20 protein-coding genes are annotated in these 23,914 nt (G+C 71.2%); 16 read left to right on the forward strand and 4 right to left on the reverse strand.

Going from position 1 to position 23,914, the window contains the following annotated elements; all coding sequences use genetic code 11:
- Window positions 1-81 precede the first annotated feature (81 nt).
- The 5 genes from K338_RS20350 (at window position 82) to dapB (ending at window position 6,128) form a co-directional block, all read left to right on the forward strand.
- A complete protein-coding gene (locus K338_RS20350; RefSeq protein WP_022916877.1) occupies window positions 82-1,062 on the forward strand; it encodes a bifunctional riboflavin kinase/FAD synthetase in 981 nt (326 codons plus the stop codon).
- A gap of 149 nt (window positions 1,063-1,211) precedes the next feature.
- Window positions 1,212-1,481 (forward strand): 30S ribosomal protein S15, encoded by a 270-nt coding sequence (gene rpsO, locus K338_RS0103920; RefSeq protein ID WP_022916878.1) that lies wholly within the window; start codon window positions 1,212-1,214, stop codon window positions 1,479-1,481.
- A gap of 236 nt (window positions 1,482-1,717) precedes the next feature.
- Window positions 1,718-3,934, forward strand: coding sequence for a polyribonucleotide nucleotidyltransferase (locus K338_RS0103925; RefSeq protein WP_022916879.1), 2,217 nt, complete (start codon window positions 1,718-1,720; stop codon window positions 3,932-3,934).
- A 6-nt stretch (window positions 3,935-3,940) separates the two neighbouring features.
- Window positions 3,941-5,320: a M16 family metallopeptidase gene (locus K338_RS0103930; RefSeq protein ID WP_022916880.1), complete on the forward strand. Its 1,380-nt coding sequence runs from the start codon at window positions 3,941-3,943 to the stop codon at window positions 5,318-5,320.
- Between the two features lie 43 nt (window positions 5,321-5,363).
- A complete protein-coding gene (dapB, locus tag K338_RS0103935) occupies window positions 5,364-6,128 on the forward strand; it encodes a 4-hydroxy-tetrahydrodipicolinate reductase (RefSeq protein ID WP_022916881.1) in 765 nt (254 codons plus the stop codon).
- Window positions 6,129-6,191: 63 nt separating this feature from the next.
- Here the strand turns inward: dapB and K338_RS0103940 are convergent, their stop codons facing one another.
- On the reverse strand, window positions 6,192-6,737 hold the full coding sequence (locus K338_RS0103940) for a GNAT family N-acetyltransferase (RefSeq protein ID WP_022916882.1): 546 nt from the start codon (window positions 6,735-6,737) through the stop codon (window positions 6,192-6,194).
- 102 nt (window positions 6,738-6,839) lie between these two features.
- Here K338_RS0103940 and dapA point away from each other — a divergent pair, with 102 nt between their 5' ends.
- Together dapA and K338_RS0103950 are read left to right on the forward strand one after the other, a co-directional pair.
- The gene (gene dapA, locus K338_RS0103945) at window positions 6,840-7,760 is read left to right on the forward strand and encodes a 4-hydroxy-tetrahydrodipicolinate synthase (RefSeq protein ID WP_022916883.1); all 921 of its coding nucleotides are present in this window, start codon (window positions 6,840-6,842) and stop codon (window positions 7,758-7,760) included.
- On the forward strand, window positions 7,757-9,442 hold the full coding sequence (locus K338_RS0103950; RefSeq protein WP_022916884.1) for a ribonuclease J: 1,686 nt from the start codon (window positions 7,757-7,759) through the stop codon (window positions 9,440-9,442). The genes dapA and K338_RS0103950 overlap by 4 nt, the downstream gene beginning before the upstream one ends.
- Here the strand turns inward: K338_RS0103950 and K338_RS0103955 are convergent.
- Window positions 9,417-9,986, reverse strand: a complete 570-nt coding sequence (locus K338_RS0103955; protein WP_022916885.1) for a TetR/AcrR family transcriptional regulator — start codon at window positions 9,984-9,986, stop codon at window positions 9,417-9,419. The two genes, K338_RS0103950 and K338_RS0103955, sit on opposite strands and share 26 nt — an antisense overlap.
- 126 nt (window positions 9,987-10,112) lie before the next feature.
- On the opposite strand from K338_RS0103955, the gene K338_RS0103960 reads away from it, so the two are divergent.
- From K338_RS0103960 to K338_RS0103980, 5 genes are all read left to right on the forward strand, one after another.
- On the forward strand, window positions 10,113-10,523 hold the full coding sequence (locus tag K338_RS0103960) for a hypothetical protein (protein WP_022916886.1): 411 nt from the start codon (window positions 10,113-10,115) through the stop codon (window positions 10,521-10,523).
- Window positions 10,524-10,820: 297 nt separating this feature from the next.
- Complete coding sequence (locus K338_RS0103965; RefSeq protein ID WP_245542892.1) at window positions 10,821-13,301, forward strand: FtsK/SpoIIIE family DNA translocase; 2,481 nt, start codon at window positions 10,821-10,823, stop codon at window positions 13,299-13,301.
- Between the two features lie 196 nt (window positions 13,302-13,497).
- Window positions 13,498-14,124, forward strand: coding sequence for a CDP-diacylglycerol--glycerol-3-phosphate 3-phosphatidyltransferase (pgsA, locus tag K338_RS0103970; protein ID WP_022916888.1), 627 nt, complete (start codon window positions 13,498-13,500; stop codon window positions 14,122-14,124).
- Window positions 14,121-14,618: a CinA family protein gene (locus tag K338_RS20355; RefSeq protein WP_022916889.1), complete on the forward strand. Its 498-nt coding sequence runs from the start codon at window positions 14,121-14,123 to the stop codon at window positions 14,616-14,618. The genes pgsA and K338_RS20355 overlap by 4 nt, the downstream gene beginning before the upstream one ends.
- Before the next feature lie 269 nt (window positions 14,619-14,887).
- Window positions 14,888-15,199 carry a helix-turn-helix domain-containing protein gene (locus K338_RS0103980; protein WP_027286406.1) on the forward strand — a complete coding sequence of 104 codons (312 nt, stop codon included), beginning with the start codon at window positions 14,888-14,890 and terminating at the stop codon, window positions 15,197-15,199.
- 6 nt (window positions 15,200-15,205) lie between these two features.
- Here K338_RS0103980 and K338_RS0103985 read toward each other — a convergent pair whose 3' ends face one another.
- On the reverse strand, window positions 15,206-15,997 hold the full coding sequence (locus K338_RS0103985; RefSeq protein ID WP_022916891.1) for an Fpg/Nei family DNA glycosylase: 792 nt from the start codon (window positions 15,995-15,997) through the stop codon (window positions 15,206-15,208).
- Window positions 15,998-16,000: 3 nt separating this feature from the next.
- Window positions 16,001-20,791 carry a DEAD/DEAH box helicase gene (locus K338_RS0103990; protein WP_022916892.1) on the reverse strand — a complete coding sequence of 1,597 codons (4,791 nt, stop codon included), beginning with the start codon at window positions 20,789-20,791 and terminating at the stop codon, window positions 16,001-16,003.
- Between the two features lie 61 nt (window positions 20,792-20,852).
- Here K338_RS0103990 and K338_RS0103995 point away from each other — a divergent pair, with 61 nt between their 5' ends.
- The 4 genes from K338_RS0103995 to K338_RS0104010 all read left to right on the forward strand — a co-directional run bounded on the left by K338_RS0103995 (window position 20,853) and on the right by K338_RS0104010 (window position 23,729).
- A complete protein-coding gene (locus K338_RS0103995) occupies window positions 20,853-21,077 on the forward strand; it encodes a DUF3046 domain-containing protein (protein ID WP_027286408.1) in 225 nt (74 codons plus the stop codon).
- A gap of 75 nt (window positions 21,078-21,152) precedes the next feature.
- Window positions 21,153-22,073, forward strand: a complete 921-nt coding sequence (locus tag K338_RS0104000; RefSeq protein WP_022916894.1) for an ABC transporter ATP-binding protein — start codon at window positions 21,153-21,155, stop codon at window positions 22,071-22,073.
- The gene (locus K338_RS0104005) at window positions 22,070-22,915 is read left to right on the forward strand and encodes an ABC transporter permease (protein ID WP_022916895.1); all 846 of its coding nucleotides are present in this window, start codon (window positions 22,070-22,072) and stop codon (window positions 22,913-22,915) included. Before K338_RS0104000 ends, K338_RS0104005 begins: the two co-directional genes overlap by 4 nt.
- Window position 22,916: 1 nt before the next feature.
- Complete coding sequence (locus tag K338_RS0104010; RefSeq protein WP_245542884.1) at window positions 22,917-23,729, forward strand: ABC transporter permease; 813 nt, start codon at window positions 22,917-22,919, stop codon at window positions 23,727-23,729.
- The last annotated feature ends 185 nt before the right edge of the window (window positions 23,730-23,914 follow it).

The following is a 23,914-nucleotide window of genomic DNA, read 5'->3' on the forward strand; positions in this document are numbered from 1 at the left end:
CGCGATCGGTGGCGCAGTGGCACTCTTGGCAGCGGCTGCGCCACCGGCACGCGGCCGGAGGACGAGGAGATCGGAGCGTAGGTGCAACGCTGGTACGGGCTCGAGCAGGTTCCCGCCGACCTGGCTGGCAGCGTCGTCACCATCGGCAACTTCGACGGTGTGCACCTCGGCCACCAGGCAGTGCTCGCCGAGGTGATCGCCACCGCCCGTGAGCTCGACGTCCCCGCGGTCGCGCTCACCTTCGACCCGCACCCCGCACAGGTGCACCGGCCGCAGGACGCCCCCGAGCTGCTCACCGGGCTCGCGGACCGGTTGGACCTGCTGGCGCAGACCGGGCTGGACGCCACCCTGGTGGTGGAGTACACCCTCGAGTTCGCCGCTCAGGATCCAGAGGAGTTCGTCCGTCGCTACCTCGTCGGGGCGCTGGCCGTGCGGGCTGTGGTGGTCGGCCAGGACGTGCGGTTCGGCGCTGACAACTCCGGCGACCGGGCCACCATGACCGAGCTCGGCCGCCGCTGGGGCTTCGAGGTGCGCATCGCTGCCGACGTGGGTGAGGACACCGCCCGCCGGTGGTCCTCCACCTGGGTGCGGGAGCTGCTCGCGGGTGGGGACTGCGCCGGCGCCACCCGGGTGCTCGGCCGGCCGCACCGGATGCGCGGGCAGGTGGTGCACGGGGAGGCGCGTGGCCGGCTGCTCGGCTTCCCGACGGCGAACCTCGCCACCACTGCGACCGGCACCATCCCCGCAGACGGGGTGTACGCGGGGTGGTTGGTGCGTGCCGACCAGGCCGAGCCGGTGCGGATGCCCGCCGCGATCTCCATCGGCACCAACCCGACGTTCGACGGACAGGTGCGTCAGGTGGAGGCCCATGTGCTCGGCCGCACGGACCTGGACCTGTACGAGCAGGAGGTCGTGGTCGAGTTCGTCCGGCGGTTGCGCCCCACGCTCCGGTTCGACGGGGTGGAGCCACTGGTGGCGCAGATGCGCCAGGACGTGCTCGATGCCGCCGATGCCCTCGGTGTGGACCGGCCCACGGTGCTGCCGGCGCTGGGTCAGCCCTGAGGTCGGCGACCCAGGTCACACCATGGCGCCGACCGGAAGATCACGGGGCGGTGGTAACCTGGTGCAGCCGTCAGATCGGCCGCGGATGCGTCATGCCCGGGTGGACATGCCCCGGTGCTCCGCGCAACGACATCACTGAAGGAGAACCGTTGGCCCTCGAGTCCACCGTCAAGCAGCAGATCATCGCCGAGTACGCCACGCACGAGGGCGACACCGGATCCCCTGAGGTCCAGGTGGCCCTGCTCACGCAGCGCATCAAGGGCCTCACCGAGCACTTCAAGGAGCACCAGCACGACCACCACTCGCGTCGTGGGCTGCTGCTCCTGGTCGGCCAGCGCCGTCGTCTGCTCAAGCACCTGCGGGAGACCGACATCGAGCGCTACCGCTCGCTGATCGACCGTCTCGGCCTGCGCCGCTGACCTGACCGCCGGCTCGGACCCCTAGGTCCGGGCCGGTTCGTCATGCAGGTGCAGGACCCCGGGCGGACCAACCAGGCCGACCCGGCTGACAACTTCATCGCACAACTGCACACCGTTTTCCTACCCACAGCCGCGGACGCCGATGGTCCTCGGTAGTGGCCTCCGGACCAGCACCGGTCCGTGGGCCTCGATCGATGACCGCCGGGCCGCGACGAGATCACCAAAGGAGGGCACCCGTGGAGGGTCCCGAGATCAAGTTCGCCGAAGCCGTCATCGACAACGGTTCCTTCGGCACCCGTACCGTCCGGTTCGAGACCGGTCGGATCGCCAAGCAGGCCTCCGGTTCGGCCGTGGCCTACCTGGACGAGGACACCATGGTCCTGTCCACCACCACCGCCGGCAAGCACCCGAAGGACCACTTCGACTTCTTCCCGCTCACCGTCGACGTCGAAGAGCGCCAGTACGCGGCCGGGAAGATCCCGGGTTCGTTCTTCCGCCGGGAGGGACGCCCGTCCACGGAGGCCATCCTGGCCTGCCGCCTGATCGACCGCCCGCTGCGCCCGCTGTTCGTCAAGGGCCTGCGCAACGAGGTGCAGGTGGTGGAGACCGTGCTGGCCATCCACCCCGACGACGCCTACGACGTGCTCGCCATCAACGGGGCATCGATGTCCACCCAGATCTCCGGCCTGCCGTTCTCCGGTCCGGTAGGGGCCACCCGCATCGCCCTGGTGGACGGGCAGTGGGTCGCCTTCCCGCGCTACAGCGAGCTGGAGCGTGCGGTGTTCGCCATGGTCGTCGCAGGGCGTGTGGTGCCCGGTGAGGACGGCACCGAGGACGTCGCCATCGCGATGATCGAGGCCGAGGCCACGGACCACGCCTGGACGCTGATCAAGGACCAGGGCGTGACCGCCCCCACCGAAGAGGTCGTCGCCCAGGGCTTGGAGGCGTCGAAGAAGTTCATCCGTGTGCTCGTCGAGGCCCAGCGTGAGCTGGCCGGGCAGACCGCCAAGGACGTGCAGGAGTTCCCGCTCTTCCCGGACTACGCCGACGACGCCTACGCCGCTGTGGAGGCGGACGTCGCCGAGAGCCTCAACGAAGCACTGTCCATCGCCGGCAAGGCCGAGCGCGAGGCTCGTATGGACGAGATCAAGGACCAGATGCTCGGGGCTCTGCAGGAGGGCTTCGACGGCCGGGAGAAGGAGCTGTCGGCCGCCTACCGTGCCGTGACCAAGAAGCTGATCCGCAAGCGCATCCTCACCGACTCCTTCCGTATCGACGGTCGCGGCCTGCGGGACATCCGCCCGCTGTCCGCCGAGGTGGAGGTCATCCCGCGGGTGCACGGCTCGGCACTGTTCGAGCGTGGTGAGACCCAGATCCTGGGCGTGACCACGCTGAACATGCTGAAGATGGAGCAGCAGCTGGACACCCTCTCCCCGCAGACCCGCAAGCGGTACATGCACAACTACAACTTCCCGCCCTACTCCACCGGAGAGACCGGCCGGGTGGGCAGCCCGAAGCGCCGCGAGGTCGGCCACGGTGCCCTCGCCGAACGCGCCCTGCTGCCGGTCCTGCCGGGCCGCGAGGAGTTCCCGTACGCGATCCGCCAGGTCTCCGAGGCCCTCGGCTCCAACGGGTCCACCTCGATGGGTTCGGTGTGCGCCTCCACCCTGTCGCTGCTGAACGCCGGTGTGCCGCTGCGCGCCCCGGTCGCCGGTATCGCCATGGGTCTGGTCTCGGACACCATTGACGGGAAGACCGAGTATGCGGCCCTGACCGACATCCTCGGTGCCGAGGACGCCTTCGGCGACATGGACTTCAAGGTCGCTGGCACCAGAGAGTTCGTCACGGCGATCCAGCTGGACACCAAGCTGGACGGCATCCCGGCGCACGTGCTCACCGGTGCTCTCAACCAGGCCCGTGAGGCCCGGCTGCACATCCTGGACGTGATGGCTGCCGCCATCGAGGTCCCGGACGAGATGGCGCCGACCGCGCCGCGGGTGATCACCGTGCAGGTCCCGGTCGCCAAGATCGGTGAGGTCATCGGCCCCAAGGGCAAGATGATCAACCAGATCCAGGAGGACACCGGCGCCGACATCACCATCGAGGACGACGGCACCGTGTACATCGGCGCAGTCGACGGCCCCTCCGCCGAGGCGGCGCGGCAGGCGATCAACGCGATCGCCAACCCGCAGATGCCCGAGGTGGGGGAGCGGTTCATCGGCACGGTGGTGAAGATCATGTCCTTCGGTGCCTTCGTGTCCCTGTCCCCGGGCAAGGACGGTCTGCTGCACATCTCGCAGATCCGCAAGCTGGTGGGTGGCAAGCGCATCGAGAGCGTGGAGGACGTGCTCTCTGTCGGGCAGAAGATCGAGGTGGAGCTCGCCGAGATCGACGACCGCGGCAAGCTCTCCCTGCACGTGGTCACCGAAGAGCCGGCGACCTCCGGCGCCTGAGCGCTCGTGCCACAGCTGCCGTTGGGCCCGGCGGGAACACCGGGCGCAGAAGTACGTATCGACACCGGTGCCGGCGCCGAGGTGCGCCGCTCGGTGCTGCCCGGCGGCATCCGGGTGCTGACCGAGTCGATGCCCGGTCAGCGCTCAGCCACGTTCGGTGCCTGGGTGGCCGTCGGATCTCGCGACGAGACCGACGGCCACCACGGCTCCACACACTTCCTGGAGCACCTGCTGTTCAAGGGCACGCCGACCCGGGACGCGATGGCGATCGCCTCCGCGTTCGACGCTGTCGGAGGTGAGGCGAACGCCGCCACCGGCAAGGAGCACACCTGCTACTACGCGCGGGTGCTGGACGCGGACGTGCCGATGGCTACCGACGTGATCGTCGACATGGTCACCTCCGCACTGCTGGACGAGGGGGAGTTCACCAGCGAGCGCCAGGTGATCCTCGAAGAGCTCGCGATGACCGAGGACGACCCGGGTGACGTCGCACACGAACGGTTCGCCGAGCAGGTCTTCGGAACCCACCCCCTGGGCCGCCCGATCGGCGGCACCCCTGCGACCATCGAGGCAGTGCCACGCTCGGCGGTCTACGAGCACTACCAGCGCACCTACACGCCGTCCGAGCTGGTGGTCACGGCCGCCGGCGGTGTCGACCACGACGCGCTCTGCGAGCAGGTGCTCGCAGGCGTGCGCCGCGGCGGCTGGACCCTGGACGAGACCGCCCACCCGGCAGCCCGACGCGCCAACGGCGACCCGTTCACTGCGGCCCCCGCAGCCGGTCCTGGGATGCCCAGCACCGGCAGCGCCCAGACCGTGCGGCGCAGCACCGAGCAGGCGAACATCCTGCTCGGCGGCTTCGGCCTGGCCGGCAACGACGACCGGCGCTTCGCGCTCACCGTGCTGAACGCCGTCCTGGGCGGCTCGATGAGCTCTCGACTGTTCCAGGAGGTGCGGGAGAAACGCGGCCTGGCCTACGCCGTCTTCTCCTTCGGTTCAGCGTTCGCCGACGCCGGTATGTTCGGCCTGTACGCTGGCTGCGCACCGGGAAAGGTGACCCAGGTGGTCGAGCTGCTCGACGAGCAGTGGCAGCTGTTGGCCTCCGAGCCGATGGGGGAGGAGGAGCTGGCGCGCGGCATCGGGCAGATGTGCGGGGCGCTGGTGCTCGGCCTGGAGGACACCAGCTCACGGATGTCCCGGCTCGGTCGCAGCGAGATCACCACCGGTGAGTTCCTCACCATCCAGGAGAGCCTGGCCCGGCTGCGAGCGGTCACCGCTGAGGACGTGCGTTCCCTGGCTGCCGACCTGTACGCCCAACCGCGGCACCTGACCGTGGTCGGCCCGTTCGACGAGGACATCGCAGCCGCCGCGCTGCCCACTCGCTGAGCAGGCTGTCGGCACCGGCTGGCCCGCCGCTACCCTGGCGGGTATGGACGAAGCAGCAGCCAGCAGCAGCATCCGCGTCGCCGTGCTCGGCGCCGCCGGCCGGATGGGGTCGACGGTGTGCGCAGCGGTCGAGGACGCCGAGGGGATGGAGCTGGTCGCCCGGCTCGACCTCGGGGACGACGTCGCGTCGCTGGCGGGCGTGGCGGACGTCGCCGTGGACTTCACCGTGCCGAGTGCCACCGAGGCGAACGTGCATGCGCTCATCGACGCCGGGGTGCATGCAGTGGTCGGCACCACAGGCTGGCAGGCCGACGCCCTGGACCGGGTGCGTGAGCACGCGGACCGGGCCGGGCAGGACATCGGAGTGCTGATCGCGCCGAACTTCGCCCTCTCCGCAGTGCTCGCGATGCACCTGGCCACCCAGGCGGCGAGGTTCTTCGAGTCGGTGGAGGTCATCGAGCTGCACCACCCGAACAAGGTGGACGCCCCCTCCGGCACGGCGGTGCACACCGCCCAGTCGATCGCCGCGGCCCGACAGGGCATGCCCGCAGCACCGGACGCCACCGAGACGGCCCTGGACGGCGCACGCGGCGCCGTCGTGGACGGGGTGCCGGTGCACTCGGTGCGGCTGCGCGGTCTGGTGGCGCACGAGGAGATCCTGCTCGGCAACCCCGGTGAGCAGCTGACCATCCGCACCGACAACTTCGACCGCTCCTCGTTCATGCCCGGGGTGCTGATCGCAGTGCGCACCATCGCCGACCACCCTGGACTGCAGGTCGGTCTGGACTCGCTGCTCGACCTCGACTGAGATCAAGGTCACCGGGCAACGGTCACCGGTGCCCGTTCCCTGGTGACGTCGATGAGGATGCAGTCAGAGCACCGCCGACCACGCGAGCTCATGCACCCGGCTGCCGGGCACGTCCAGCACCCGCCGGATGCCCAGCGGCTCCATCCCCGCCGCAGCGAGGAAGTCCGCCCGGGCGTCGTCTCCCTCGATCGCCCAGGCGCGCACGTGGCTGGCCGCCGTGGCGCGCAGGATGTCCGTGCAGGCGGCGAGCAGCCGGGAGCCGTGCCCGGCCCGGATGTGCGCCGGGTCGACCTCGAGCGCCACGATCTCCCCGGTCTCCTGCGTCTGCGGCGCCGGTGCTAGGGCGGCGAAACCGACCACCTCCGCACCGTCGCAGGCGGTGAGCATCCGGTGCTTGGCGGAGGGCGGGGTGTCGATCGCAGCACGCCAGGCAGCGGCGAACCGGTCCGCCTCCAGCCCGGCGAGCACCTCGGCCGGCAGCACCTCGCTGAGCGCAGCACGCCAGGCGGCCACCTGGATCCTGCCCAGGAGCGGTGCATCCTCGGGAAGGGATGGACGCACGGAGACATCCGCCGTCAGTGCATGTGCATGCCCGTGCTGCTCAGCCATGCTGCCCAGCGTAGGCGATCGGCACCTGCCGCCAGCATGCCCAGATGCCCACCTGGTGTGCCTACGCCACCGGCAGCCCCTGCTTCGCGGTACCGTCGTCCCATGTCCTCCGTGCCTCCCCGCCCACCGCGCAGCTTCGGGTCGGTCAGTGTGGCCATGGCCACCCCGATGAAGCCCGGCGGCGCACTCGACATCCCGGCTGCCCAGCGCCTGGCCCGGCACCTGGTGAACTCCGGCGCCGACTCCCTGGTGCTCTCCGGCACCACCGGTGAGTCGCCCACCACGCACCAGCCGGAGAAGGACGAGCTGGTCACCGCGGTGGTGGAGGAGGTCGGTACCGAGGCGATGATCATCGCTGGCGCCGGTTCCAACGACACTGCGCACGCGACCCGGATCGCCGTGGCTGCCGAGCGCACCGGTGCGCACGGGCTGCTCGTGGTCTCCCCGTACTACAACCGCCCCTCCCAGGAGGGTGTCTACCGGCACATCCGCACCGTGGTGGAGGCCACCAGCCTGCCCGCGATGATCTACGACATCCCCGGGCGCACCGGCGTCGCTGTGGGCGAGGAGATCCTGGACCGGTTCGCCCAGCACCCACAGATCCGCGCGGTCAAGGACGCCACCGGGAACGTGGCCCAGGGCTTCGACCGGATGCGCCGCACCGGGCTGGAGTACTACTCCGGCGACGACAACCTGAACCTCGCCTGGCTGGTGCACGGCGCCTCCGGTGTGGTCTCCGTGGTCGGCCACCTCACCGCCGGCCGGTACGCGCAGATGGTGCGCGCCGTGGACTCCGGTGACCTGTTCACCGCCCGGGACCTGTCCGCCCAGCTGGCCCCTGTGGTCGAAGCAGTGATGGGTGGCGGACAGGGTGCGGTGATGGTCAAGGCCGCCCTGCAGCTGCAGGGCCTCATCGAGCACCGTTCGGTGCGCTCACCGCTGGTGGAGGCCACCGAGGCGGAGATCGCCGACCTACGCACCGCCATGCTCACCCACAACCTGCTGAAGGACACCGATCGATGAGTCACCCCCACCCCGAGCTCGACCTACCCGCACCGCTGGCGCAGGGCGCACTGCGGATCGTCCCGCTCGGCGGGCTCGGCGAGGTCGGCCGGAACATGGCCGTGCTGGAGCTCGACGGCCGGCTGCTGGTGATCGACTGCGGGGTGCTCTTCCCTGAGGACAGCCAGCCCGGGGTGGACCTGATCCTGCCGGACTTCGGGTACATCTCCGACCGGATGGACCAGGTCGAGGCGATCGTGCTCACCCACGGCCACGAGGACCACATCGGCGCGGTGCCCTACCTGCTCCGGCTCCGCCAGGACATCCCGATCATCGGGTCGAAGCTGTCGCTGGCGTTCGTGGCCGCCAAGCTCAAGGAGCACCGGATCACACCCGAGCTGCGCGAGGTGGCCGAAGGGCAGCGGGTCACGATCGGCTCCTTCGACCTGGAGTTCGTCGCGGTGAACCACTCCATCCCGGATGCGCTCGCGGTGATGGTGCGCACCCCGGCCGGCTCGGTGCTGCACACCGGTGACTTCAAGATGGACCAGCTGCCGCTGGACCGCCGGATCACCGACCTGCGTGCCTTCGCCCGGTTGGGGGAGGAGGGTGTGGACCTGTTCATGACCGACTCCACCAACGCCGAGGTGCCCGGGTTCACCACCTCCGAACGGGACATCGGACCGGTGCTGGACTCGGTGTTCGCCCAGGCCGAGGGGCGGATCGTGGTCGCCTCGTTCTCCTCGCACGTGCACCGGGTGCAGCAGGTGCTGGACGCCGCGCACGCGCACGGCCGCCGGGTGGCGCTGGTGGGCCGCTCGATGGTGCGGAACATGACCATCGCGAACGAGCTCGGCTACCTGAACGTGCCCGACGGGGTGCTCATCGACATCAAGAAGATCGGCGACGTGCCCGAGGACCGGATGGTGCTGATGTGCACCGGTTCGCAGGGCGAACCGATGGCGGCGCTGTCCCGGATCGCCAACCGGGACCACCGGGTCAGCGTGGGCCCGGGGGACACGGTCATCCTTGCCTCCTCGCTCATCCCCGGCAACGAGAACGCCGTCTTCCGGATCATCAACGGGCTGATCCGCCTCGGGGCGAAGGTGATCCACCAGGCCAACGCCCGCGTGCACGTCTCCGGGCACGCGTCGGCCGGGGAGCTGTTGTACGTGTACAACATCGTCCGGCCGCGGAACGTGATGCCGGTGCACGGCGAGATCCGGCACCTGGTGGCCAACGGTGCCCTGGCGGTCAAGACGGGGGTACCGCCGGAGCGGGTGGTGCTCGCCGAGGACGGTGTGGTGGTCGACCTGGTCGACGGCAAGGCCCGGATCGCCGGCGCTGTGCCGTGCGGCTACGTGTACGTGGACGGTTCCTCGGTGGGTGGGGTGACCGACGCCGAGCTGAAGGACCGCCGCATCCTCGGTGAGGAGGGGTTCATCTCCATCTTCGCCGTGGTGGACTCCTCGACCGGCGAGGTGGTGACCGGACCGCACCTGCAGGCCCGGGGCGTGGCCGAGGGCGAGGACCGGCTGGCCAGCATCGTCCCGGAGATCGCCAAGGCGCTCACCGAGGCCGCCCGCGGTGGCAGCACCGACACGCACCAGCTGCAGCAGGTGATCCGGCGTGTGGTCGGCAGGTTCGCCTCCAGCAAGCTCCGCCGGCGCCCGATGATCATCCCGGTGGTAGTGGAGTCCTGAGCAGCTGCTCGTAGCGGTCCGCACGCTCGGTCTCGGTACCGGGCAGCAGCCCGGCGAGCTCGAGGCTGACCAGACCGTGCACCAACCCCCACGCGCGCACCGCGTGCAGCTCCACCTCGTCCTCGGGGGCGGTGGGCAGCACTCGTGCGACGGCGGAGCTCAGGATGACAAAGGTCGGTTGCGTCAGGCTGTGGGTACCGGAGCGCACGCCGGCGGAGGAGAGCATCACCCGGTAGAAGTGCGGGTCCGCCAGGGCGCTTGCCCGGTAGGCCAGGCCGAGGGCGAGCAGGTCGGCGGCTGGCTCGTCGGTGCGCGGCACACCGCGCAGGTGCGTCTCGAACCGGGCCAGCCCCTCGGTGGCCACGGCGTCCACGAGAGCGTCCCGGCTGCCGAACAGTGTGTAGATCGCGGCCGTGGTGGTGCTCGCGCGCTGCGCCAGAGCGCGCACCGAGAGGGTGTCCACCCCGTGTTCGGAGATCTGCTCGGAGGCGAGGTCGAGGAGACGGCGGCGGAGTGCGTCGTCGTACTGGCGAGGTCGGGCCATACCGGCAGTCTACGGCCTTGACACACGTTTCCTCACAGTGTTTGCTAACACTGTTAGGAAAGTTGCTGCCGGCCGATCTGGGTCTGCGACCGCGGCACCGGCCGTGCCGTCCGAAGGAGTCCATCCATGCTTGAGCTGTCCCAGAGCGCCCAGGTGACTGCCGGGATCGTGCTGCTCGCCGCCGTCACCGTGACCTCCGGGGGCGCCTTCCTCGCCAAGGTCGCCACCGGTGGTGTGCCCGCGACCGAGTTTCAACGGTCCTTCTTCCGGGCTGGGCACGGGCACGCCGGGGTGCTGATCGTCTTCGGCCTGGTGTGCCTGCTGCTGTCCGAGGCCACGGTGCTGACCGGGTTCGCCCGTTGGCTGGCTGCCACCGGCGTGCTGGTCTCGGCCATCGTGCTGCCCGCCGGGTTCTTCTTCTCCGCCATGGGGGCGGGGCGCACCCGACCGAACCGGGCGATCGCGGTCGTCTGGGTGGGTGGCGCGCTGCTGGTGGCAGGGCTGGTCACGCTGGCGGTCGGGCTGCTCACCGCCTGAGCCGCCCTCGGGTGCTAGATCCGCATGATCTAGCCGATGAGGCGTGTTCCTGCGCGCGATCGGCCGCCCGGTCTGGTTGAGTGGCAGGGAGCAGGCTTGTCTCGGCATGCCTGAGCGAGGAGGACGACATTCATCATGGCGACCCGTACGACTTCCCCCGGACGGTCCGCCGCACCAGGACGAAAGAAGAACGCACCGGCGAAGTCCAGTGCGGCCCGAGCGAAAGGGACCAGCTCCCGTGGCCGCGCCCAGGACACCCGCCCGGCGCTGCCGATCCGGATCCTGCGCGGCCTGTGGATGGGTGCCGCGCACGTGATCGGTGGCACAGCGCGTTCGATCGGCTCCGGTGCCCGTGGTCTCGATCCCGCCCACCGGCGGGACGGCGTGGCATTCCTGCTGCTGGCCCTCGCCGTGATCGTGGCGGTACGGGAGTGGTTCGGCCTGTCCGGCTCCGCCGGCGACATCGTGCACGCAGCCGCTGCCGGCGGGGTGGGCGTGCTCGCCGTGGTCATCCCGCTGATCCTGCTCTTCCTCGCCATCCGGCTGATGCGCCACCCCGAGCGCGGCGAGGTGAACGGCCGCATCTCCATCGGGCTCACCGCCATCGTGGTGGCGGTCTGCGCACTGATCCAGGTCGGCTCCGGCCTGCCGTCCCCGCCGGACTGGTCCGGAGTGTTCGCCGCCGGTGGCCTGATCGGCTACGCGGTCGCCAACCCGCTGACGGCGGCGCTGACCGAGTGGGTCACCGTCCCGCTGATGGTCCTGCTCGGCTTCTTCGGCCTGCTCGTGGTCACCGCCACCCCGGTGGCGGCCATCCCGCGACGCCTCCGGCAGGGCGTGGACTGGATCACCGGCAACGACGTCGGACCCGAGGAGGAGGACGAGCAGCCCGCTCGCGCCCGCAGCAGCAGCCGGAAGGCCCGCAAGGGGGACGCCAAGGCGGTCGAGCCCGGTGCGTTCCACGGTGACGAGGCGTTCGAGCAGGCGCACGAGCTCGCCGCGGCCGACGGGCCTGCCGACCTTGCAGCGGCCGAGGAGGTGCCCGAGGACGCAGCTCCTGCAGCCCAGGTGGCCGCAGCCGGTGACGGAGCCGGGCAGGACACCGACGACCTGCAGGCACCACCCACCCAGGCGCTGCCCGCACGAGCCGAGCAGCTCGTGCTCGACCCGGGCCTGACCTACACCCTGCCCGGGGACGATGCGCTCATCGCCGGTCCCCCGCACAAGACCCGCTCGGCCGTCAACGACCGGGTGGTGGAGGCACTGACCACAGTGCTCACCGACTTCGGCGTGAACGCCGAGGTCACCGGGTTCACCCGCGGCCCGACCGTCACCCGCTACGAGGTGGAGCTGGGCGCCGGGGTGAAGGTCGAACGGGTCACCGCGCTCAGCAAGAACATCGCCTACGCGGTCGCCTCGGCCGATGTACGCATCTTGTCCCCGATCCCGGGGAAGAAGGCGATCGGTATCGAGATCCCGAACGCGGACCGCGAGACTGTCGCCCTCGGCGACGTGCTGCGGTCCGGCCCGGCCCGACGCAACGAGCACCCGATGGTGATCGGTGTCGGCAAGGACGTCGAGGGCGGGTACGTGGTCGCCAACCTGGCCAAGATGCCGCACATCCTGGTGGCTGGTGCCACCGGCGCCGGGAAGTCTTCGTTCGTGAACTCGATGATCACCTCGATCATGATGCGCGCCACCCCGGAGGAGGTGCGCATGGTGCTGGTGGACCCCAAGCGGGTGGAGCTGACCATCTACGAGGGCATCCCGCACCTGATCACCCCGATCATCACCAACCCGAAGAAGGCCGCTGAGGCGCTGGAGTGGGTGGTGCGGGAGATGGACGCCCGCTACGACGACCTGGCCACCTACGGGTTCAAGCACATCGACGACTTCAACAACGCCGTCCGGCTCGGCAAGCTCACCCCGCCGCCGGGCAGCGAACGCAAGCTCGCCGCGTACCCGTACCTGCTCGTGATCGTGGACGAGCTCGCCGACCTGATGATGGTCGCCCCACGGGACGTGGAGGCCTCGATCCAGCGGATCACCCAGCTCGCCCGTGCGGCAGGCATCCACCTGGTGCTTGCTACGCAGCGACCCAGCGTGGACGTCGTCACCGGTCTGATCAAGGCGAACGTGCCGTCCCGGCTGGCGTTCGCCACCAGCTCGTTGGCCGACTCCCGGGTGGTGCTGGACCAGCCCGGTGCGGAGAAGCTCATCGGCCAGGGTGACGCCCTGTTCTTGCCGATGGGAGCCTCGAAGCCGATGCGCGTGCAAGGGGCATGGGTCACCGAGTCGGAGATCCACACTGTCGTCGAGCACGTGAAGGGCCAGCTCAAGCCCAACTACCGTGAGGACGTGATCGTCCCAGCAGCGAAGAAGCAGGTGGACGAGGACATCGGTGACGACCTGGACCTGCTGCTGCAGGCCGCAGAGCTGGTGGTGACCAGCCAGTTCGGCTCCACCTCGATGCTGCAGCGCAAGCTCCGGGTCGGCTTCGCGAAGGCCGGACGGCTGATGGACCTGCTGGAGTCTCGGGAGATCGTCGGCCCGTCGGAGGGGTCGAAGGCCCGCGACGTGCTGGTCCAGCCCGACGATCTCCCGGCCACGTTGGCGATGCTGCGCGGAGAGAGCCCACCCGCGGAGGCTGAGGACACCGGCGGCGAGGTGTACGACGACACAGCAGGCGGCGGCGAGGGCCCCGGCGACCTCTACACAGGTGATCACGCCGAGCAGAACGAGTCGGAGGACGCCTGGGAGCTCACCGACCACCGCTGAGCCGACGGCACCCGCGCCCGGAGCGCGGCCCTGTGTCACGGAGGCGCTCCTGCGACACCGAGGTGCGATCTTCCTGCCTCTGTGTCCCAGGGGGGCCTCCGCAGCGGGCCGGCCGCTGAGTGGGGTACGTGAGTGCCTCGCGCTCCAGGCGTCGGTACCGCCGTCCACCGAGGGCTGCGTCCCGTAGGCTGGAGGAGTGTCCAGCACCCCCGAGCACCCCGCCCAGCAGCCCAGCACCGCGCCGGGCAACCCCATCGCGCCGGTGTGGAACCTGCCGAACGTGCTCACCATGCTGCGCATCGTCCTGGTCCCAGTGTTCGTGGTGCTGCTGTGGCAGGACACCACGGCTACTGCGCTCGCTGCGCTCGCCGTGTTCCTGATCGCCGCTGCGACCGACAAGCTGGACGGCACCATCGCCCGGCGACGTGGCATCGTCACCAACTTCGGCAAGATCGCCGACCCGTTCGCCGACAAGCTGCTCACCGGTGCCGCGATGGTGGTGCTCTCCCTGATGGGTCTCATGCCCTGGTGGGCCACGATCCTCATCCTGGTCCGCGAGATCGGCATCACCGTGCTGCGGTTCGTGATGGTGCGCCGGTCGGTGATCGCAGCCTCCAGCGGTGGCAAGCTGAAGACCGTGCTGCAGGTCGTGTTCTTGTCGATGATGATGCTGCCGGCCACAGCCCTGTTCCCCGCACCGGTGGGCGACTGGTGGGACATCGCCGCCTACGTGGTCATGGTGCTCGCCACCGCGGTCACTGTGGTCACCGGGCTGGACTACTGCTGGCGTGCCTGGCGGATCGTGCGTGAGCAGGAGGCGTGAAGCCACCCACAGCTGCTGAGCAGAGCACCGACACCCGGGGTGTCGCCGCGCAGGTGCTCGCCCGGCTCCGTGCGGCCGGTACCACGATCGCGGTCGCCGAGTCGCTCACCGGCGGGCTGCTCGGCGCCGAGCTGGTTGCCGTGCCCGGTGCCTCGGCCGTGTTCCGCGGCGGAGTTCTCGCCTATGCCACGGACAGCAAGGCGAGCGTGCTCGGCGTGGACATGGCGCTGCTGATGGCCCAAGGTCCGGTCCACCCCCAGGTCGCGGTGCAGATGGCTGACGGCGTCCGGTCGCTGTTCGAGGCCGATCTCGCCCTGGCTACGACGGGCGTCGCTGGGCCGGGCCCGGCGGACGGGCACCCGGCGGGGACGATCTACGTCGCCTGCAGCGGTGTTGGCCGCACCCCGGCAGTGCGCGGGCACCGGCTCGCCGGGACTCGACCGGAGACACGTGCCGCCGCAGTGCAGCTGGCGCTCGCGCTGCTGCTGGACTAGCTGCGCTGCCGGTCCGCACGGTCGAGCAACGGCAGCATCGTGACCAGAGTGTGGTGCCGTTCACCTCTGGAACAGAACTGACGGCAGCGGCGTTGGACAGGGTGATGATGCAGACACGTTCGCTGAACACGCCCCGGATGGCGACCGGGCCACGCGCTGGATGGTCCAGCTCCCGACCACCGCGCACAGCCAAGCGCGCACCTGTCGGTACGGCAGGGTACGGTAGTAGCACAGCAATCGACGTTGGCACCCGAGAGGAGGGACGCACCATGGTGGTACTGAGGCGCGAGATCGGTGACGTCCTTCGTGGCGCCCGCCAAGGCCAGGGCCGCACGTTGCGTGAGGTCTCCTCGGCGGCACGGGTGTCCCTCGGCTACCTGTCCGAGGTGGAGCGCGGGCAGAAGGAGGCCTCCTCGGAGCTGCTCTCCTCGATCTGCACCGCGCTGAGCATCCCGATGTCCGTGGTCCTCCGGGAGGTCTCCGACCGGGTCGCCATCGCTGAAGGTGTGGCCATCCCGGACACCATCCCGGCGGACTTCATCAGCCAGTTCGGCCGCGACGAGGACCTCGCCGCCGTCTGACCTGGCTCAGTCCGGCTGGCAGGCCGGGCAGTGGAACGCCGGTCGTTCCTTACCGGGCGGGCCGATCGGCGCGACCGCGATCGGGTGCCCGCACCGCGGACAAGCGAGCTGGTCGCGACCGTGCACATGCGTGGTCCGTTCCCGGCTGCCGGTGGCGGTGAGCACCGGCGCGTCCGCGGACCGGTGCATCAGCGCAGCCGCGGTGGCATACACCGCCCGCAGGTCGGGCACCTGGTGGACCTGGCGCCACGGGCTGATCCGGTGCCGCCAGAGCGTCTCAGCCAGGTAGATGGTGCCGATCCCGGCGGCCACGGTCTGGTCCAGCAGCACCTCACCCACGCTCCGCCCGCGCTGCCGGGCGGCGTTCGCGGCCGCCAGGTCCAGTGCCGCCTCCAGCTCGTCCCCTCGGGCCATGAGGTTCGGCCCGAGTCGGGCGAGCAACAGCTCCTCCTCCGCGGTGCGCAGCACGGTGAGCATGCCGAGCTGCTCGCCCACGCAGGTCCACGCCGGAGTGGCCAGCACTGCCCGCACCGTGGGTCGGCGCAGGAGCTCCGGTGGTGTGCGGGTGCGCCGGGCCCGCCACACGCCGTCCATCCGCATGTGCGTGTGCAAGGTACGGCCGTCGTCGAACCGGGTGAGCAGGTGCTTGCCGTAGCTGATGCTGCCCAGGTGTACCCGACCGACGAAGCTCACTCCGCCCGCTCCAGGCCAGCGCAGCTCGGAACGCACCAGCTCCTCCCGGCCCAGGCTGCGGTCCAGCAGCCGCGCCAGCCGGGCCAGCACATCACCCTCCGGCACGCCTCACCGCCTCGGGATCCGCAGTCCGCCGGGTGTGGCGATGAAGCCAGCCGCCTGCAGTGCCTTCGCAGTGGCGGAAGTGCTGCCCAGCGCGCGCTGCCCGTCTACCCGCACCACGGTGAACCGACCCAGCGCTCCGGAGGTGGCCACCGCCACCAGCTCCGTGCTCGCCTGGGCGAGCAGGTCGGTCTCGGTCTGGAACGTCAGCACCGACCGGGCTCCGCGCTCCAGGTACAGCACCAGCTGGCCGTCCACGAGGACCACGCTGGCACCCACCTTTCGCCCCGGACGGTGCTTGCTGGTCTCCTCGGCAAGCGTGATCGGCTCCGGCCAGGGCAGCGCCGCCCCGTACGGGTTCGCCGGGTCGGTGGCGGCCAGCAGCAGCGCACCGGTACCGGCCGGGTCACTGCTCCGCAGCCGGTCCACGGCCTCCGGCAGGGCAAACTGCGCCCCGCCCAGCCCCTCCACGAAGTAGCCGCGGCGCACCTGACCGGTCTCTTCCAGCTGCCCGAGCACCCGGTAGGCGGTACCGAACCCGCCGGGCAGCCGGTCGGCGGCACTACCCCGGGTGACCAGCCCGTCCCGGTCGATCAGCGCCAGTGCCGCCACCGTCGCCCGGCGAGAGGCCTCGGACCGCCGGCCCACCAGCGACCAGCGACCCAACGCCTGCTCCGGCACAGCCCGAGGCCCGCGCGCCGACCCGGCCGCGCTGGCACCGGTGCCGCCGAGGGCCCCCGCGGCGCCGACCACCGGCGTGGCCAGCCCTGCCTGCCGTAGCGCCAGCGCCCGCAACGACCGCCCCCGGGGCCGGGCCCGCGTGCGGGCGCTGGTGCCGGGCCGCGGACGGGCACCCAGCCGGGCCCGCAGCGGCGTCAGCGTGTCATTGGTCACCAGCCCTGCCCAGGCGACCTCCCACAGCGCTGAGAGCACCTCCTCGCTGGTAGGTGCGCCGTCGGGCAGCACCTCCGCCACCCCGGCCGCCAGGCCGGGGAAGAACATCCCACCCGCGCCGGCGAGCACCTGCAGCACGGCCGCAGCTACCGGCCCGGCCGCCTCCTCGGGGTCCGGTGCCAGGTCGGCCACCGCCTCGGCCGGCAGCAGCGCCACCAGGCCGTCGTTGCCCGGCCCGCCACCGGCGCCGACCCAGACCACCTCCCCGGAGCTGGTCAGCTCGTCCAGCATCTCTGGGGTGTAGTCCCGCACCCGCGCCGGCAGCACCGACGACTCCCAGGCCGAGGCCGCCACCGGGGTCCCGGCGAGCTGGTCGACCACGGCCAGCACTCCGTCCACCCCGTGCAGGGCACGTACCTGGTGCCAGCGCGGCAGGTACACGGCCAGCTGCTCGGCCGGCACCGCTTCCACCTCCGCACGGAGCGTGGCCAGCGAGCGGCGCCGGATGCGGCGCAGCACGTCCGCATCGCAGAAGTCTGGCCCGGGCAGCGCCGCAGTGGTCGCCGTGTGCGCCTCGGCCGGGCGGAGCGTGCCGCTGGCCAGCAGCCCGCGGGTCACCAGGCGTTCCAGCACCGGCGCGACCGCCGCGGCCCCCAGACCATAGTGGTCGGCCAGCTGCTGGGCGCGGAACGGGCCGTGGCTGCGGGCGTACCGCAGCACCAGGTCGGCCAGCGCCTCGGGTGCCGGTGCCAGCAGATCCTCGGGCAGCCCCGGCGGCAGCGCCATGCCCAGCCCGTCGCGCAGCCGTGCCGCGTCCTCCACCACCGCCCACCGGTCCTCGCGCGCCACCCGCACGCTGACCACCCGCCGCGCTGCGGCGAGCTGCTCCAGCCAGGCCGGTACCGGCGCGGCGTCCGCGGCCCGCTCGGCCAGCCCACTGGTGGTGATCGGCCCGAGCCGGCGGACCAGGTCGGCCAGCTGGTCGGCGCTGGTGGCCCGGTAGGCGTCGGTGCGCAGGGACACCTCCGCCTCCACCGAGGCCAGCGCCCCGGCATCCAGGAGATCGGCCACGTCCGCACCTTCACCGAGCAGGTCGGCGATCAGGCCGGCATCCAGGGTGAGCGCTGCTGCCCGCCGCTCGGCCAACGGGGTGTCCTCTCCGTAGAGGAACTGGGCCACGTATCCGAACAGCAGCGACTGCGCGAACGGTGAGGGGCGGTTGGTGCGCACCTCCACCACCTGGACCTCGCGGGCGCGCACCCGGCGCATCAGATCCGCCAGCGCCCCGGTGTCGAAGTCGTCCTGCAGGCACTCCCGAACCGCCTCCAGCATCACCGGGAACTCCGGGTGCTCTGCGGCCACCGCGAGCAGCTGGGCGGCGCGCTGGCGCTGCTGCCACAGCGGCTGGCGTTGGTCTGGGCGGCGCCGGGGGAGGAGCAGAGAGCGGGCGGCGGCCTCCCGGAACCGGGCGGCGAAGTGCGGGGAAGAGGACAGTGCAGCCATCACCTCCGCGTCGATCCGGTCCGCGTCGAGCAGCAGGTCTTCCAGCGGCAGCTCGGTATCGGCGCCGGGGGTGAGCAGGTCGTCGGTGGTCAGCGGCCCGAACGGGTCGGCCATCGCCGCCCCGGCGTCGGTGTCCGGCAGGCGCAGCACGATCCCGTCGTCGGAGTGCATCGCGGCCACGTCCATGCCGAACCGCTCCCGCAGCCGGGCCGACAGCACCAGCGCCCACGGGGCGTGCACCTTCGCCCCGTACGGGGAGTGGATCACCACCCGCCAGTCGCCGAGCTCGTCCCGGAACCGTTCCACCACGAGAGACCGGTCGCCGGGCAGCCGCCCGGTGGCCTCCTGCTGCTCGCGCAGGTAGGCGAGCAGGTTGTCCCGCGCCCAGTCGTCCAGCCCCCAGTCGGCTACGGCGCCGGGGTCGAAGTCAGCATCCGCGACCGAGCGCACCATCGCCCCGATCGCCTCGCCCAGCTCGGCCGGCCGGCCGGGCGCATCGCCCTTCCAGAACGGCAGCCGGCCGGGCAGCCCGGGTGCGGGGGAGACCAGCACGCGCTCGGGGGTGATGTCCTCGATGCGCCAGGTGGAGGAGCCGAGGGTGAACGTGTCGCCCGCCCGGGACTCGTACACCATCTCCTCGTCCAGCTCACCGACCCGCTTGCCGCCACGGGCGGTGGACTCGGTGCCGACCACGTACACCCCGTACATGCCGCGGTCCGGGATGGTGCCGCCGCTGACCGTGGCCAGCAGTCGCGCACCGCGCCGCCCGGTGAGGGTGCCGGCCACCCGGTCCCAGGTGATCCGTGGCCGCAGCTCGGCGAACTCCTCGCTGGGATACCGCCCGGAAAGCATGTCCAGCACTGCGGTCAGCAGCCGGTCGGTCAGCGTGGTGAAGGGGGCGGCGCGGCGCACCAGAGCACTCAGGTCATCCACCTGCCAGTCGTCGACGGCGCACATCGCCACGATCTGCTGCGCCAGCACGTCCAGGGGGTTCGTCGGTGTGCGCGTGGCCTCGATCAGGCCCAGCCGGGCGCGGGCGGAGGTGGTGGCGGCAGCGAGCAGGTCGCCGCGGTGCGTGGGCAGCACCACGCCGTGGGAGAGCGCCCCCACCTGGTGGCTGGCCCGGCCGATCCGCTGCAGCGCACTGGCCACCGAGGGCGGCGACCCTACCTGCACCACCAGGTCCACCGCACCCATGTCGATGCCCAGCTCCAGGGAGGAGGTGGCCACCACCGCCGGCAGGGTGCCGTTCTTGAGTGCGGTCTCGGTGGCGGTGCGCTCGTCCCGGCTCATCGAGCCGTGGTGCGGGCGGGCGATCACCTCAGCTCCCGGCTGCTCGCCCACGCCCAGGGACGTGCCGGACTGTGCCGGCACCTCCGCCGCCCAGGCCGAGCCCGGGTCGAGGTCACCGCCGGTGCCCAGCTGCCGGGCGTGGGCCTCGTTGATCCGCGCGGCGAGCCGCTCCGCACCGCGTCGGGAGTTGGCGAACACGATCGTGGCGGAGTGGCTGGTGATCTCCGCAGTCACCCGGTCGGTCACGTGCGACCAGATCGAGCCGGCCCCGTTCTCCGGGGGAGCGGCACCCTGCGCCGGTGCCGACCCGGCGATGTCGCTCAGGTCCGGGACCGGCACCACTACGTCGATGTGCAGCTGTGGCCCAGCTGCGGTGTCCGGTTGCACGATCCGTGTGTCCCGGCCGCCCTCGGCCGGGGTGCGCGCACCGGTCAGGTAGGCGGCGACCGCCTCCGGCGGACGCACGGTGGCGGACAACCCGATCCGTTGCGCCGGGGTCTCGAGCAGCGCGTCCAGCCGCTCCAGGGACAGTGCCAGGTGCGCACCGCGCTTGTTCCCGGCCAGAGCGTGCACCTCGTCCACGATCACCTGCTCCACCCCGCGCAACCCCTCCTGAGCACCGGAGGTGAGCATGAGGAACAGCGACTCCGGGGTGGTGATCAGGATGTCCGGTGGCCTGGTGGCGAAGGAGCGTCGCTCGGCGGCCGGGGTGTCCCCGGTGCGCACCCCGACCTGCACGTCCCGCACCGTGGTGCCGGTCTGCGCTGCGGCCCGCCCGACCCCGACCAGCGGGGAGCGCAGGTTGCGCTGCACGTCCGCGGCGAGTGCCTTCAGTGGCGAGATGTACAGCACCCGGCAGCGCCGGGGGCGCTCGGTCGGCTCGGGACCGGTGAGCAGGTGGTCCAGCGCCCACAGGAACGCTGCGAGCGTCTTGCCGGAACCGGTCGGGGCGACCACCAGGGTGTGCTCCCCGGAGGAGATTGCCTGCCACGCGCCCGCCTGGGCCGCGGTGGGGGCGGCGAAGGCGTTGGTGAACCAGGACCGCGTGGGCGCGCTGAAGGCCGCCAGCGCCTCTGCGGAGTCCGGTGTCGGGGCCACGAGCGCCATTGTGCCCCGTGGCACTGACAGCGCGGCGGTGCTGTCCGTGCCGGCGATTACGCTGGATGCTGTGAAGCACTCGGAGTTCCAGCAGGCGATGCGAGACACGTTCGGCGCCTACGCCTCCTCCCTGGCCGAGGACATGGTGCTTGCGCCGCTCGGTAGTCGCACCGCGAACCAGGCGCTCGCGGACGGTGAGCCGCCCGGTGTGGTGTGGGAGGCGATCTGCACGGTGAACGAGCTTGGTGACGAGATCCGCTGGCGGCACCGTCGGGCGCACCATGCCAAGAAGTAGCAGCTGCCCGGACCGTCCGGCGCCGGCAGTGGTCCGCGGGAGCGACCAGCACGGCCACGATGTTAGATTGCTAGCATGGCGTTGATCGAGGCGGCTGGGCTGCGCAAGGCGTTCGGGGACTTCGTGGCCGTCGACGGCATCGACCTGCAGATCTCCGCAGGGGAGTCCTTCGGCTTCCTCGGCCCGAACGGGGCCGGGAAGACCTCCACGATGCGGATGATCGGCTGCACGTCGCCGGTGGGTGGCGGCACGCTGCGGGTGCTCGGCATGGACCCGACCACCCAGGCCGCCCAGATCAAGGCTCGGCTCGGGGTCGTACCGCAGCAGGACGCGCTGGACGAAGAGCTCACCGTCGCCCAGAACCTCGCCGTGTTCGGCCGCTACTTCGGCATCTCCCGCGCCGAGCTGTACCGCAAGTCCGGTCCGCTGCTGCAGTTCGCCCAGCTCACCGAGAAGGCCGGCGCCAAGGTGGACACCCTCTCCGGCGGGATGAAGCGCCGGCTGACCATCGCCCGGGCGCTGATCAACGACCCGAGCATCCTGCTCCTGGACGAGCCGACCACCGGGCTGGACCCGCAGGCCCGGCACATCCTCTGGGACCGGCTGTTCCGGCTGAAGCGCGAGGGCGTCACCCTCGTGCTGACCATCCACTACATGGACGAGGCCGAACAGCTCTGCGACCGGCTCGTGGTGATGGACCACGGCCGGATCGTGGCGCACGGCTCCCCGCGGGAGCTGATCCGCACCTACGCCTCTCGGGAGGTGCTCGAGGTGCGCTTCGACGTGCCCGACCACGCCCAGAAGGCCGCCGACGTGGACGGCCTCGCGGACCGGGTGGAGGTGCTCGCCGACCGGCTGCTGCTCTACACCCACGACGGTGACGCCGCCCTGGACGCGCTCACCGACCGGGGCGTGCACCCGCAGTCCACGCTGGTGCGCCGCGCCTCCCTGGAGGACGTGTTCCTGCGCCTGACCGGCCGGAGCCTGGTCGAATGAGCGCCCCGGCGACCACCCGCGAAGGTGACGTGCGCACCCGGGCGGGCTCCGCCGTCGGCGGTGGTTGGCGCTCGGTGACCGCCTACTGGCTGACTCTCTACCGACGGATCTGGAAGTCCACCGTGATCTCCTCGGTGCTCGCCCCGCTGCTGTACCTGGCCGGGATGGGTTACGGGCTCGGTGCGATCATCGACGCACCGGGACGGACCGCCGTCCCGGGCGTGGCCTATGTGGGGTTCGTGGCCACCGGCCTGGTCGCCGCGCAGACGATGATGACCTCGGTGGCGGAGACCACCTACAACGTGTTCGGCGCGATCAAGTGGCAGCGCACCTACCACGCGATGCTCGCCAGCCCGCTGCGGGTGGTGGACCTGGTCCGCGGGCACGTGGCGTACCTGGCGCTGCGGCTGCTGATGGTCTCCACCGCGTTCGCCCTGGTGGCCCTCGCGCTCGGTGCGATGCGCGGCCCCGCAGCGCTGCTGACCATCCCGATCGCCGTGCTCGGCGGTCTGGCCTTCGGGCTGCCGGTGTACGCCTACACCGCCGGCACCGCCAGCGACGAAGGCTTCAACATGCTGAACCGGTTCGTGATCATGCCGCTGTTCCTGTTCTCCGGCACGTTCTTCCCGATCAGCCAGCTGCCGCAGGTGCTGGAGTGGCTCGCCTGGGCCTCACCGCTCACGCACGCGATCACCCTCACCCGCGCCGTGGGCCTTGGCTCGCCCGCTCCGCTGCCGGTGGAAGGCTGGCAAGCGGCGCTGCACCTGGCCTACCTGCTCGCCTGGGCGATCGGCGGGTACGTGTTCGGCGTGCGCCGCCTGCGGCGTCGGATGGTGGTCTGAGATGAGTATGACGGCGCAGCCCACCCGGCGTATGCCCCTTCCGTTCCCGATCGCCTTCCGTGCCTCGGGCGCACTCGTGGAACGCAACTTCGCGGCCGCGCGGTCCTACTGGCGCACGTTCGTCTCCGGCTTCTTCGAGCCGGTGTTCTACCTGTTCGCGATGGGCGTGGGCATCGGCGCGCTGGTCGGGGACATCCAGGTCGATGGCCGGGCGATCCCGTACGCGGTGTTCGTGGCCCCGGCGATGATGGCCACCTCGGCGATGAACGGCGCCATCTACGACTCCACCGCGAACGTGTTCGGCAAGCTGAAGAACTCCAAGCTGTACGAGTCCGTGCTGGCCACCCCGCTGCAGCCCGCCGAGGTCGCGGCCGGGGAGATCGCCTGGGCGCTGCTGCGCGGGCTGGTGTACTCCTGCGCGTTCCTGCTGGTGGCCGCAGTGGCCGGGTTCGTGCAGTCCTGGTGGGCGCTGCTGGCCATCGGCGTGTGCACCCTGATCGGGCTGGCGTTCGCCTCCCTGGGGATGGCCGCTACCACGTTCATGCGCACCTGGAACGACATGGACTACGTGCAGCTGGCGATCCTGCCGATGTTCCTGTTCTCCGCCACCTTCTACCCGCTGGACGCCTACCCTCCCGTGCTGCAGGGGGTGGTGCAGGCCACGCCGCTCTACCACGGGGTGGCGCTGGTGCGGGCGCTGATGATGGGCGAGCTGGGCTGGGGGCTGCTGCTGCACGTGGGCTACCTGCTGGCGCTGAGCGCGTTCGGGCTGTGGGCCACCACCAGGAGGATCACCCGGCTGCTGATGACCTGAGGCGAGGCAGCACCGGTGGACCGCCTGCGCGGTCCGCTCGCTCCCGGCGTGTCGGTACAAGCGTCCCAGGGCTAGAACGCGTGTTCGGGTACTGTGGAGACAGCGCGAGGACGGGTGCGCTCATCCACAGATCGTGGCTGGGTGCGCCCGGATGTCGGTGGTCGGACATAGCCTCCGTGTCAGGT

Source organism: Ruania albidiflava DSM 18029, from assembly GCF_000421225.1.
GTDB lineage: Bacteria > Actinomycetota > Actinomycetes > Actinomycetales > Beutenbergiaceae > Ruania > Ruania albidiflava.